The organism is Paenibacillus sepulcri (assembly GCF_042647105.1).
Lineage (GTDB): Bacteria > Bacillota > Bacilli > Paenibacillales > Paenibacillaceae > Paenibacillus_Z > Paenibacillus_Z sepulcri.
Window position 1 is genome coordinate 3,756,278 of sequence record NZ_JBHRUP010000001.1, and the last position, 13,106, is coordinate 3,769,383.

Annotated in this window: 11 protein-coding genes and 1 other RNA gene; 1 reads left to right on the forward strand and 11 read right to left on the reverse strand. The window is 50.3% G+C overall.

The genetic code is table 11. The features are described 5' to 3' along the window. Window positions 1-193 precede the first annotated feature (193 nt). The gene (locus tag ACFOLF_RS16505; RefSeq protein WP_210045065.1) at window positions 194-985 is read left to right on the forward strand and encodes an oxalate:formate antiporter; all 792 of its coding nucleotides are present in this window, start codon (window positions 194-196) and stop codon (window positions 983-985) included. Window positions 986-1,107: 122 nt separating this feature from the next. Here the strand turns inward: ACFOLF_RS16505 and ACFOLF_RS16510 are convergent, their stop codons facing one another. The 11 genes from ACFOLF_RS16510 to gpmI form a co-directional block, all read right to left on the reverse strand. Continuing rightward, window positions 1,108-1,950, reverse strand: coding sequence for an aldo/keto reductase (locus tag ACFOLF_RS16510; protein WP_210045066.1), 843 nt, complete (start codon window positions 1,948-1,950; stop codon window positions 1,108-1,110). A gap of 481 nt (window positions 1,951-2,431) precedes the next feature. Then, window positions 2,432-3,079 carry a 2OG-Fe(II) oxygenase gene (locus tag ACFOLF_RS16515; protein WP_210045067.1) on the reverse strand — a complete coding sequence of 216 codons (648 nt, stop codon included), beginning with the start codon at window positions 3,077-3,079 and terminating at the stop codon, window positions 2,432-2,434. 343 nt (window positions 3,080-3,422) lie between these two features. Further along, window positions 3,423-3,815 (reverse strand): type II toxin-antitoxin system death-on-curing family toxin, encoded by a 393-nt coding sequence (locus tag ACFOLF_RS16520; protein ID WP_210045068.1) that lies wholly within the window; start codon window positions 3,813-3,815, stop codon window positions 3,423-3,425. A 1-nt stretch (window position 3,816) separates the two neighbouring features. Further along, entirely contained in the window at window positions 3,817-4,110 is a 294-nt protein-coding gene (locus ACFOLF_RS16525) for an AbrB/MazE/SpoVT family DNA-binding domain-containing protein (protein WP_210045069.1), read from the reverse strand. A gap of 147 nt (window positions 4,111-4,257) precedes the next feature. Continuing rightward, window positions 4,258-4,623: a transfer-messenger RNA gene (ssrA, locus tag ACFOLF_RS16530) on the reverse strand. Between the two features lie 206 nt (window positions 4,624-4,829). After that, on the reverse strand, window positions 4,830-5,309 hold the full coding sequence (gene smpB, locus ACFOLF_RS16535; protein ID WP_210045070.1) for an SsrA-binding protein SmpB: 480 nt from the start codon (window positions 5,307-5,309) through the stop codon (window positions 4,830-4,832). A 144-nt stretch (window positions 5,310-5,453) separates the two neighbouring features. Next, window positions 5,454-8,510: a ribonuclease R gene (rnr, locus tag ACFOLF_RS16540; RefSeq protein ID WP_210045071.1), complete on the reverse strand. Its 3,057-nt coding sequence runs from the start codon at window positions 8,508-8,510 to the stop codon at window positions 5,454-5,456. Between the two features lie 170 nt (window positions 8,511-8,680). Then, window positions 8,681-8,914, reverse strand: a complete 234-nt coding sequence (gene secG, locus ACFOLF_RS16545) for a preprotein translocase subunit SecG (RefSeq protein WP_210045072.1) — start codon at window positions 8,912-8,914, stop codon at window positions 8,681-8,683. A gap of 136 nt (window positions 8,915-9,050) precedes the next feature. Further along, window positions 9,051-9,815: a sugar phosphate isomerase/epimerase family protein gene (locus ACFOLF_RS16550; RefSeq protein ID WP_210045073.1), complete on the reverse strand. Its 765-nt coding sequence runs from the start codon at window positions 9,813-9,815 to the stop codon at window positions 9,051-9,053. 257 nt (window positions 9,816-10,072) lie between these two features. Beyond that, window positions 10,073-11,368, reverse strand: coding sequence for a phosphopyruvate hydratase (eno, locus tag ACFOLF_RS16555; RefSeq protein ID WP_210045074.1), 1,296 nt, complete (start codon window positions 11,366-11,368; stop codon window positions 10,073-10,075). A 198-nt stretch (window positions 11,369-11,566) separates the two neighbouring features. Continuing rightward, window positions 11,567-13,105 (reverse strand): 2,3-bisphosphoglycerate-independent phosphoglycerate mutase, encoded by a 1,539-nt coding sequence (gpmI, locus tag ACFOLF_RS16560; RefSeq protein WP_210045075.1) that lies wholly within the window; start codon window positions 13,103-13,105, stop codon window positions 11,567-11,569. Window position 13,106 lies beyond the last annotated feature (1 nt).

Sequence of the window (13,106 nt, forward strand, 5' to 3'; positions counted from 1 at the left end):
CGGGTTCTACATTTGGTGGAGGCGAGGGGATTTGAACCCCTGTCCGAAAATAACGCCACATGTATTTCTACGGGTGTAGTCACAGTTTTGATGTCACCCGAGTATCGTCCCGTTTATTATTGACAAAGTTTATTTGAAATGATAAGTTGGCGTAATACCCATTTTATGGGTCATATTATAAGGGGTGCTTTGTATGTTTTTACCTGTGCATGAACGATTCATAAATCAAGCAAAGGAAAAGCTCAGTCAAGATCAACGAGTTCGGGGCCTCCTTGCAGGCTGTTCCATGATGACGAAGACCATGGATGAGTATAGCGATTTAGACCTTATCATCGTATACGACTCCGCCTATCAGGAGCAAGTCATGAATCAACGGCTTGATATTGCAGAAGGATTGGGCAAGCTGCTTTCTGGTTTCACAGGTGAACACGTTGGTGAACCTCGTGTGGTTATTTGCTTATATGGACCAGAGCCTCTGCATGTCGATCTTAAATTCGTTACATTGGAAGAGCTTAATATACGGATTGAAAACCCTCTTATTTTATGGGAGAGGGATCAGGAAATCAGTAGAATTTTTGAAGAAACCTCCCCCTCACATCCATATCCAAGTGCACAATGGATAGAGGACCGCTTCTGGGTCTGGATCCATTACGGCGCAACAAAGTTAGGAAGAGGAGAATGGTTTGAATTAATCGATCATATTACATTTATTCGCGGTACTGTATTAGGTCCTTTGGTGTTGATGCGTAATGGCCAACTTCCCAGAGGAGTTAGAAAGCTGGAACAGTATGGCGTCAGTGAAATAGCAGAACTAAAAAAGACGATCCCTTTACACAGTTCCGAGAGTTGCTACCATGCGTTAAAGAGTACTATCCACATCTATAAACGCTTGCGTCAACATTCTGATGGACTCGTATTAAAAGAAGAGGCGGAACATGTATCTATTGCTTACCTTGAGAAAGTGTATGCTTCGTTGATTAATTAGAATGCAAAAAGAGCACCTGGAACGCTGCTCTTTCTCATGGTATTGGTGGAGGCGAGGGGGATCAACCCCCTGTCCGAAGACAACGCCACATGTGCTTCTACGGGTGTAGTCACGCTTGCGTATTATAACTCTTCATGCGTTTTTGGATCCTGCCCCCATAAGCGTCCGTCCTCACTACTGAACGCTGAGATTGCTTTCATTTCCTCTTCCGACAATTCGAAATCAAAAATATCCAAATTCTCAGTCTGGTGCTTTAAAGAACTAGCCTTCGGGATCGGAAGCGCTCCAAGTTGGATATGCCAACGCAAAATCGTTTGTGCGTTTGTCTTCCCATGAGCCGCAGAAATTGCTCCAATCTTTTCATCCTTCAGCATGCTATGACCGCGGCCCAGAGGGCTCCACGATTCCGATACGATACCTAATTCAGCATCTTTCGCACGCTGATGCTCTTGATTGAAATAGGGATGGAGTTCAACTTGATTTATACTTGGTGCAACCCCGGTCTCCCGAATCAAACGTTCGTTGTACTCCGGCAGGAAATTGCAGACCCCGATGGAACGGATATAGCCCCGCTTCTTAGCTTCAATCATCGCCTGCCAAGCTTCCACATATAAATCAATTTTGGGATTAGGCCAATGGATCAAATATAGATCGTAATAATCCAGCCCTCCTCTATATAATGACTCCTCAATCGTTACAATGGCTTCCTGATAAGCTTGTCGACGCCCAGGCAGCTTCGAGCAGATCAACAGTTCTTCTCTCGCTACAGAACTCTGGCGGACAGCCTGTCCAACAGTCCCCTCATTCTCATAGTTGAACGCTGTATCAATCAGACGGAATCCTGCATCTATCGCGCTTTCAATCACCTTCACTCCAGCTGCACCCCTAAAACCACCAGTGCCAAATCCAATGACTGGTACTCTCAAACCATCGTTCAATAGCTTTTCCGGAATAGTCTGGTTCAAATAAACAACCCCCTTTACCTTCTTAATAAGAAGATAGCATAGCTTCGCCGCTTAAGCAAAATTCTACCAGCCAGTTTTGTTCTATAACAGTTAAATTAAGGAGAATCTTCCGATGAATAAGGTGATGGACATGGAACGAGAAGGAGAGTTGCTACCATGCGTTAAAATAGTACTATCCACATCATTAAGTGCTTGCGTCAACATTCTGATGGGCTCGTATTAAAAGAAGAGGCGGAACATGTATCTATTGCTTACCTTGAGAAAGGTGTATGCTTCGTTGATTAATTAGAACGCAGAAAGAGCACCTGGAACGCTGCTCTTTCTCATGGTATTGGTGGAGCCGAGGTGGATCAGCCCCCTGTCCAAAGGCAATGCCACATGTGCTTCTAAGGGTGTAGTCACTGTCTTGATGTTACTTAAGAGTAATAATAACGACCTGACTTTCCATTGCTTCCAAATCACTCAATACATGATTATCCATCTAGGAAAAGCGCAAGGCTTGTCTTCTCATCCACATCGTTGCAACCCACTTTTCCCCTTTGATCACTGGTGTACCTGCATGCAAGGTCAAATCGTTTAATTCATGACTACTGTAGAAATATTCGAAGTAGACCGCCATGCCTTTGTTAGGAATAACAGAAATATTAAGCAAAGGGAATGCCGTTTCTCCGCCTTCCTCCACATCATTCAAATACATCACGAGCGTACTAATTCGATTATTGGCACTTGCTCGACTCGTTTCTGCGAAGAAATCATAATGAGGACGATACTCTTCGCCTGGGGTATACAGCAGAACTTGCAAGCCATCACCATGCTCGATAGGAATATTCATAATTTGAGAGAAACGCTTCTCGATTCTTGTAATCGTCTCATTCTCCTCACAGAACACCCCGCTGCTCGTTCTAATTTGATTGACTACATGGTCCCCGCCTATTTTTGAACGTTGCAATTGTTCTCTGGAATGTTTAATCAGCTCATCGCATTCCTCATTGCTAAGCACATTTCCTAGTACGACAACCAGAGGTTCCTCATACTTGGCAAGGATTCGAATCTCTCGATCTTCTGTCTTGATCGTATTTCCAGTATGATCAAATATCGTCCGTTCGTTCTCTTTCGTATTCCCTGTCATCTTTTACAGCCCCTAATTAAGACATCCATCATAAACGATACCATAAAATGGAACTATTTGCCCAACTAAATTCAGAAAAATCAAAATAATCAAGCTGACTGATAACCTAAAATAGGATGAGAAAACAAGAGAACCCCGCAGCTAAAACTTTGTTATAAAAAATTATAATCGTGTTTTAAGTTGGCGACACAATTTAAAGCAATAGAAAAACCCGACCTCTTGCGGTCGGGTTCTGCATTTGGTGGAGGCGAGGGGATTTGAACCCCTGTCCGAAAATAACGCCACACAGGCATCTACGGGTATAGTCACGGTTTTGATGTCACCTTAGCAAGCACCCTGTGAATCATCTGTCTACAGAATGTTCTTTCAAAATATATGCAACAGTCTCCAACGAACATATTCCTTTTGCAATATCTACAATAAACTCCACTGCATATTCACGTTCCATTCTTAGATGTTTTCCATTTAACATAAGGAATGATTTTGTAACCAGATAGGCTGTCCGTTTATTGCCATTGTGGAAGCAATGATTCTTCACTAGAGACTCTAGTAAGGCTGCAGCTTTGTCATATAAATTTCGATAAGCATCTTCCCCAAAAACACTTTGCTGCGGTCTATGTACCGCAGATTCCAGCAGGCCGTGATCCTTCACACCCGCTTGGTCTGCGTCGTTCATTTTTTTCATCATGAAGTAGTGGGCTGAAATAATCTCTTCTTTGGTCAGAAATGTTGTCATATCATCGGTCTCTTAAATCCTCTAGGATACCTTCGTCCTCTTCAAATACGTCAAAGAAAGCTTCAAGAACCTCTGGTCTTACATTATCGGGGAGTTGACCTTGCCTCGCCTTTTTCAATACCACTTCACCACGATCATTCTCAATAAATTCGATCTCATCGCCTTGTGAGACATTTAACTTTTCAGCAAGCCTTTTCGGCAAGCTTACTCCCAGGCTGTTGCCCATTCGCCCTATTTTGCGGGAATAACGCATCACATTCGGTTTATCATTTGTCACTTTGACCACACCATTCATTGATTTTCCCCTCTCTATAAGTATACCCTGCACTCAATAGGTTATACCTTATAACTGTTATAACTTTTATAACGGTATGTACATACTAGCAAATTTCTGCTCAATTATAAAGCAAAAACCCGACCTCTTGCGGTCGGGTTCTACATTTGGTGGAGGCGAGGGGATTTGAACCCCTGTCCGAAAATAACGCCACACAGGCATCTACGGGTATAGTCACGGTTTTGATGTCACCTTAGCAAGCGCCCCGCAACAGGCTATCGCCAAGGTCAGCCTGATTGTCTTCTTCAGCTCACCGCAGGCGGAGATGAGACAGCGTATTCCACTATATGTTAGCCCCTATCCCAGTCACATGGACGATGCTGGGTAGAAGCACGCCAACAGTTTCTTAGGCTGCTAAAGCGTAGTTGTTTTGAGTTTTGCCATTTAATAGGCTTTAGCGTTGATAAAGCGGACGCGTCCCCACTACCCGCAACCCGTGCTCGAACTATCCCCGTCGAATCCATAAACGCCCCCAATGTTGCATAAACGGCATCGTTGCCACCGTCTAGCAGGTGAGACGCTCAATAGACATGTCGCCGATCAATCATTACATCAGCTTCAACGCTTCGAGCAAAAGTTAATCATTCGTTAATACTTCTATAGTATAACACATTTGATCAGGAAAGATCAGATGTCTTTCTGGAAAGCTTGGCTTCCGCCGCCATATTAACCAGCAGCCGCTACCTTGCCACCTTCTGCTTCTCGCGCAACGCCCGTTGAATATCCCGCTGAGCATCCCGTTTGGCTGACGTCTCGCGCTTGTCATACTGCTTCTTACCTTTACCCAGCCCAATCAGCAGCTTGGCATATCCATTGCGCACATAAATCTTGAGCGGCACAATTGAATATCCATCCTGCTTCGACAGGCCCAGCAGCTTGTGAATCTGCGCTTTATGCAGCAGCAGCTTGCGCGCACGCGTCGGATCGGTCGGATTATACCGGTTGCCCTGCTCGAAAGCGCTGATATGCATGTTGTGAATGAAAATCTCGCCGTTGCGGATGGTCGCAAACGCATCGCTTATGTTTGCTTTTCCCAGGCGCAGCGCCTTGATCTCGGTTCCCATGAGCACAATGCCCGCTTCAAACGTATCCTCGATGAAATAGTCATGGGAAGCCTTCTTGTTCTGGGCCAGTTGTTTCCCGTCACTCTTCTTGCCCATGCCAATCACCTCTTTACTCAAGATACAATCATGTCCTTCGGCTGCAAAATGAAACTCCTGACAGCCTTTAGTCAGGAGTCCATTGTAGCAACTTTACCGGCTGAAATCAAGAACTGCCAGCAGCTGCTTTAGCCGGTTTCGGCTTTAATTTTCGTTATTCTTGGCAACAGCTGCCGGGCCGCCGCCTTCGTTCTTCTTCTTGGCCGGTCTGCCGGCATTGCCTTGCGGGCTGCCGCTTGGGCTTGCTGCGCTCGCGCCGCCTGCACTCCCCGCCGGTTTCTTAGCCCGGGGTCCTCCGGACCTGCCTGCTGAAGACTGGTTCCGTCCAACGCGAGTCGTGGTAGGGCCCATGCCCCGCCCGCCGCCCGAACGGCCATTCCGGCCTGAAGCGCCTCCGCGGCCTCTCTTGCCGCTACGGTCATCCGGATCTTCACCATCATCAATAATGCCGCCCGTCCCGCGAATCGGGAGGCCCCACATATCATTGCGCACCGGGCGCGCAGTCGCGGCATTCGAATCAATCTGCTCCGCCGCTGCTGCTATTGTTCCCTTGCTGTTATCTTCATTCCCCAATATTCGGTCCAAGTTATAATCATCCTCCGGTTTCCAGGCGCGTTTGTCGCCTTTGCTTCTGTTTATCTCACTGCCTTCTCCAGCTCCGCCGGCACGTCTTGCCTTACGCGGCTGAGCGGCTGGTTCCGATTGACCTCTCCCACGCGGACCTACACTGGCCGTTCCGCCTGCTGCTCCGCGTCCGCGTCCGCCCTCGGCCGAACCACGGCCTGCCGCTTCCGCGCCGCGCGGTCCGCGGTCTGCGCCCGCTTCACCGGGCTTGCGCCCGCGTTTCGCTTTCACGCCGCCTTTGCGCCCGCCACCTAGTGCCGCCGCGCCAGGCTTGCGCCCACGCTCGCCGCCGCGGGCATCCGCTCCGCCGCTCTTGCCGCCCCGCCCGCTGCGCAGACCACCGGCAGCCGTGCCTTGACTGCGTTTGCCGCGTCCGCCGCCCGGCAGCGCGTCTGTGAACTCGCGTCCGCGGCCGCCGCGCTCCACGCTTTCCGCTTTGCTCTCCACAATAGCGAAATCGATCGTGTGCTCGATCATGCTTACGGCATCAACACGGACGCGAAGCTCGTCGCCGATCCGGTACATCTTCGATGTCCGCTCGCCGATAAGCAGCATATGCTGCTCATGAAAATGGTAATAATCATCGTTCAGGTTGCTGAGACGAATAAGTCCTTCAACGGTATTGTCGAGCTCCACGAATATCCCGAAGCTTGTCACGCCGCTGATGATGCCCTCGAATTCCTCGCCGATTTTGTCGAGCATATATTCACATTTCTTCAGCTTCTCCGTATCGCGCTCCGCATCGACCGCGACACGCTCTCGCTCGGAGGACTGTTGGGCAATATCCGGCATGCGGGCCGCAAGCGCCTCAATCCGTGATTCCGGCAGCGTACCGCCATTCTCCAGCACCTCGCGCATGACACGGTGGATGACCAGATCGGGATAACGCCGGATAGGCGATGTGAAATGGGAATAGAATTCGGCGGCAAGCCCAAAATGGCCTAGACTCTGGGCATCATATTTGGCCTGCTTCATGGAGCGCAGCATAACGGTGGAAATAACCGTCTGCTCTTTCGTGCCGCGGATATCCTCCAGCAGCGTCTGCAGCGCGCGCGGATGAATTTCACTTCCGCCTTTGCCTTTCACCGTGTAACCGAAATTCGCCGCGAACTGCACAAAATGCAGCAGCTTCTCGGAGTCCGGATTTTCATGAATCCGGTAAAGGAAAGGAACCTTGAGCCAGTAGAAATGCTCCGCAACGGTCTCATTGGCGGCGAGCATGAATTCTTCAATGATCTGCTCGGCGACCGAGCGTTCGCGCTTCACAATGTCGACAGGCTTGCCTTCCGGATCCACAATGACCTTGGCTTCCACAAAATCAAAGTCGATCGCTCCCCGCTTCATCCGCGTGGAACGCAGGCGCATGGCAAGCTCCTCCATCAATGTGAACGTATCCACCAGCTCGGCGTAGCGCTCCATCACTTCCGGATCCTTATCCGCCACGATTTTGCGCACATTGGTGTACGTCATACGCTCTTTGGTCCGGATGACGCTGGTGAACACATCATGCCTGACCCGCTTCAGCGTAGTGGCATCGAACTCCATCTCGCAGGACATCGTTAGACGGTCCACCTGCGGATTCAGCGAGCAGATGCCGTTGGAAAGCCGGTGCGGAAGCATCGGAATCACCCGGTCCACGAGATAGACGCTGCATCCGCGGCGGTATGCCTCCTGATCCAGCGCCGACTTCTCGCGCACATAATAGCTGACATCAGCGATATGCACGCCCAGCAAATAATTGCCGTTCTCCAGACGCTCGATATTAACCGCGTCATCCAGATCCTTGGCATCCTCGCCGTCGATCGTGACAATCACTTTATTCCTTAAATCCCGGCGTCCCTGCTGCGCGATTTCTTCATCGCTGATGGATTCAGGCGCGGCCTCCGCTTCAGCGAGTACATCCTCGGGAAAGCCTTCGGGCAGCTGATGCTTGCGGATGATGGATAGAATATCCACGCCGGGGTCGTCTTTATGGCCGAGCACCTCGACAATCTCGCCTTCTGCAGCCGAGCGGCCCTCCGGATAAGAGATGATGCGCACGACAACCTTTTGGCCCGAGACCGCCCCCTTGAACTCCCCTTTTGCGATAAAAATATCGCGGTTGATCCGCTTGTCGTCCGGCACCACGAATCCGTAAGCCTCGTGACTGTCGAATGTACCCACCACCTGGGTTACAGCGCGCTCCACAACCCGGTTGACTTCACCCTCCATACGCCCGCCGTTCTCGCTCCTGGAGGTGATTTTGACCAGAACCGTATCGCCATTCATGGCGCTTTTCAAATCATTGGCACCGATGTAGACATCCGGGTGCTCCTTGTCCTCCGGGATCAGAAAAGCAAACCCCTTCGCATGCGCCTGAATTCGGCCGCGCAGCAGGTTCATCCGCTCGGGAACGCCATAGCGGTCCTTGGGGGTACGGATGATTTTTCCTTCATCCTCCAGCCGATTGAGCAGAATCAAAAAAGCTTTGAAGGATTCGGCATCGCCGCCGCCCATATGCTCTTCGAGTTCTTTATATGTCATCGGCTTATACGCGGGCTCGTGCATAAAATCCAAAAGCTGCTGCTCCGTCGCCATATTCCTCTCACCTCGTGTACCGCTTTGCCGTCTATATGAGTATGCAGCAGTCGGTTGATAGATTTCCATATACTATATAGTATACACGAAAGTGGCCGCTACCATCCGCAGTCGTTTAGGGCAAATAAAAAAAGCGGGGGTCATCCCGCTTTTCGCTGCATAGCTTTAACTTATTTGACTAAGTAAGCAACAACCAATGCAAGCACAAAGAATCCGACAGCAATGCCGATTGTCAAGCGCTGCAAAAATAAATCCAGACCGCGAGCCTTTTGCTTGCCGAACAAATGCTCGGCACCGCCAGAGATCGCACCCGATAATCCTGCGCTTTTACCTTTTTGCAGAAGAACTACAGAGATCAAGCCCACTGCGAAAATAACAAGCAAAATTCTAAATGTAATTTCCATGGTTCCACCTCCCAAACAAGGAGCATCATTTTGCCGCTGCCTTGTCGTTACACGAGGACAAGACCAGTAAAACAGCATTTTTATTATATCACGGCAAAAATTTTAATACAAGACGGACAGCGGGCAGGGCCCTTATTTAAAACCCGTTCTCGCGGAAAAATTCCAGACAGATCTTCGCGCTTTCAAGCGACGAGGAATTGAACTCTTCCTGCTCTACAATAAAGTATTCAATTCCGGCCTGCTCAGCTACACCAAGAACGCTTTTCAGATCGACCACACCTTTGCCGATCTCCGTATCGCGGGTTCCCTCGCCGAAATCCTTGAAGTGGGCGAGCGGCACACGTCCGGCGTACCGGTTCACATAATCGATAGGCTTCTGTCCGCCCATATGCACCCAGCCCAGGTCAAATTCGGCAAACAAATACTCAGCCGGCACACGCTCCAGCAGCAGGTCAATCAGGGGCCGGCCATTCACCAGCTTGAATTCAAAAGCATGGTTGTGATAACCGTATCTCAGACCTGCCTCATTCACCTGTCTGCCTGCGGCCTCCAGAATCGCCGCGAGGCTGTTCACGTCTTCCTCCGCCGGATTCTCCGGCAGCGGCGCCCAAGGCGTTACGATGTACTTGAGGCCGATTTCCTGAGCATATTCAATTTGCTTCGCCAGATCTTCCTGAATCTTGTCCGGGGAGGAGAAGTTCAGACCCACATGAGCAGAAGGCGCTTCCAATCCTGTGCCGTCAAGGACTGATTTCAGCTCTTTCGCCGGCGTATTGAAATAACCTGCAAACTCAACCGCCTTATAGCCCATATCGGCCACCTTGCGGATCGTGCCCAGAAAATCCTTATCCGTCAAATCACGCAGCGTATATAACTGTAGTCCAACCACCGGTTTTGCCATATCATCCACCTCGTTCAATTTTTTTGTGAAGCAAAATAACATATAACACTGGAAAGCACACACTTCTTTTGGCATCGCAAATAACATACCTTCGAAGGTTATGCGTTTTTGCTTTGCTCCAATTTCCCCTGCCAGCAAAAAAGAGGAGATCAGGCGGTCCAAAGCCCCGCCATCTCTCCTCTTATTATAACGAACATCCTAAAGGTTACTACTGCGCCTTTTGGGACATTCTTTTGCCATTTTGGCTTTATTGATGATTACTTCTTGAAGTTCTTCAAGTTGTAGAATGCGCTTTTGCCTGCATAGATCGCAGTTGAACCCAATTGATCCTCAATGCGAAGCAATTGGTTGTATTTCGCTACGCGGTCCGTACGGGACGGAGCGCCTGTTTTGATTTGACCGGCGTTTGTGGCAACCGCTATATCAGCGATCGTGCTGTCCTCGGACTCGCCGGAACGGTGGGAGATAACAGCTGTGTAACCAGCGCGTTTCGCCATTTCGATCGCGTCGAAGGTTTCGGTAAGCGAACCAATCTGGTTCACTTTCACAAGGATCGAGTTGCCGATGCCTTTCTCGATACCCGTGGACAGACGCTCGGTGTTCGTTACGAACAGATCGTCGCCGACCAGCTGTACTTTGCCGCCCAATTTCTCGGTAAGCAGCTGCCAGCCTTCCCAATCGTCCTCGGAGCAGCCGTCTTCGATCGTAAGGATCGGGTACTTGTCCGCCCAGGAAGCAAGCAGGTCTACGAACTCAGCAGGCGTAAACGATCTTCCTTCGCCCTCGAGGTGGTATTTGCCGTCTTTGAAGAATTCCGTGGAAGCCACGTCCATACCCAGGAATACATCGACGCCTGGCTTGTAGCCGGCACGCTCGATGGCCGAGATGATGGTTGTGATCGCTTCTTCATTCGAGCCGAGGTTGGGAGCGAAGCCGCCTTCGTCGCCGACAGCGGTGTTCAGGCCTTTGTCCTTCAGAACCGATTTCAGGTTGTGGAAGATTTCAGCGCCAATGCGAAGCGCTTCTTTGAAGCTTTCTGCGCCAACCGGCAGAACCATAAATTCCTGAACATCAATGTTGTTGTCGGCATGCTCGCCGCCATTGACTATGTTCATCATCGGAACCGGAAGCGTCTTGGCGTTGAATCCGCCCAGGTACGTGTACAGAGATACGTTCAGAGCGTCAGCAGCTGCGCGGGCAACGGCCATGGAAACCGCAAGAATTGCGTTTGCGCCGAGTTTGCCCTTGTTGTGCGTGCCGTCCAGGGAGATCATTTTGCGGTCTATCAGCACTTGATCCAGTGCGTCCAGTCCGATAATTTCCGGTGCAATGATGGTGTTGACGTTCTCAACGGCTTTCAGAACGCCTTTACCGAGGTAACGTCCTTTGTCGCCGTCACGAAGCTCAACCGCTTCGTATGCGCCAGTGGAAGCGCCGGAAGGAACGATTGCGCTGCCTTTGCCGCCGGACTCCAGGGATACTTCTACTTCTACAGTCGGGTTACCCCTTGAATCAAGCACTTCGCGAGCATATACATCAGTGATAATAGACATGTACCAAACACTCCTTTAATAGTTAGGATAGGTCGAGCGCATTCATTTATAACACATGCTGCTGCCAAGAAGAAACGGCTTTGCCGTCCTTTTGGCGGCTTAGCCAAGTTTCTTCCCTTAGAAATATAAGCAAAGTATCGAGAAATTTTATACTTTCCTTATATTTTAAAAAAAGCTTCTCTTACTATACCATATCCGTTATTCCTGAATCATGGATTTTCCGGTCATTTCGATAGGCTGGGAAAGCTCCATCAAGCTTAAAATGGTTGGAGCGATATCCGCCAGAATACCGTCACCGCGGAGCGTAACACCCGGTTTGGTCACGATAAAAGGAACCGGATTGGTCGTGTGTGCGGTAAAGGGAAGCCCATCCTCGTCGATAACCATATCCGCATTGCCGTGATCCGCCGTAATCAGGCAGACGCCGCCCTGGGCCAGAACCGCTTCTACAACCTTGCCCAGACATTCGTCGGTCGCTTCAATGGCTTTGATCGTCGGCTCCAGCATGCCGGAATGACCTACCATATCCGGATTTGCAAAATTAAGAATAATGGCATCCTGATTGCCTGCCTCAATTTCCTTAACTGCCGCTTCCGCAACCTCGTATGCGCTCATTTCCGGCTTCAGATCGTAGGTCGCCACCTTCGGCGAGCCGATCAGTATCCGCGTTTCGCCGGGAAGCTCCACATCGCGCCCGCCGCTGAAGAAGAAAGTCACATGCGGGTACTTCTCTGTCTCGGCAATACGAAGCTGCTTCTTGCCGTTCTGCACCAAAACCTCGCCAAGCGTGTTGTCCAGATTCTTCGTCGTGAAGGCAATATAGCCTTCGACCGTGTCGCTGAACTTGGTCAGACAGACGAAATGCAGTTTTTGTGGCTCCCTGGAGCCTCGTTTGAAGCCATGGAACTCTTTATTGGTGAAAACCTGCGATAATTGAATGGCCCGATCGGAACGGAAATTGAAGAACACAACCGCATCCTCATCTTCTACAAGACCGACAGGAGCGCCATTCTCCTCTGTAATGACGGTTGGAAGCACGAACTCGTCCATTACGGATTGCTCGTAGGATCCCTTGATCGCCTGAAGGGGATCCGTACTCTGCGGCCCTTCGCCATATACCATCGCACGATAGGACTTCTCTGTACGCTCCCAGCGTTTGTCGCGGTCCATGGCATAGTAGCGGCCTTGCACCGTTGCAATCTTGCCGACGCCGACCTGTTCGATCTTGGCAATCAACTGCTCCATGAAGCCAAACGCGCTGTCAGGCGCAACATCCCGGCCATCCAGGAACGCATGGATATACACCTCGAAGAATTCTTCCTTCTTAGCCAGATCAAGCAGCGCGAATAAGTGCTGGATATGGCTGTGTACGCCACCGTCGGAGAGAAGACCGAACAGATGAAGCTTCTTGCCGTGCGCTTTGGCGTATCGAACCGCTCCGACCAGTGTTTCATTGTCGAAAAAATCGCCGTCGCGGATCGATTTGCTGATGCGGGTCAGCTCCTGATACACAATCCGGCCAGAACCGATGTTCAGGTGGCCGACCTCGGAATTGCCCATTTGACCTTCGGGCAGACCGACTGCTTCACCGCAGGCCGTCAGCGTTGTATGCGGAAAGCTTGACCAGTAACGGTCGTAATTCGGCTTATTCGCCTGTGCGACGGCGTTGCCCGTCACATCATTGCGAAGGCCAAAGCCGTCGAGAATAATAAGAGCGACCGGTTTTGGAGCAGCCATC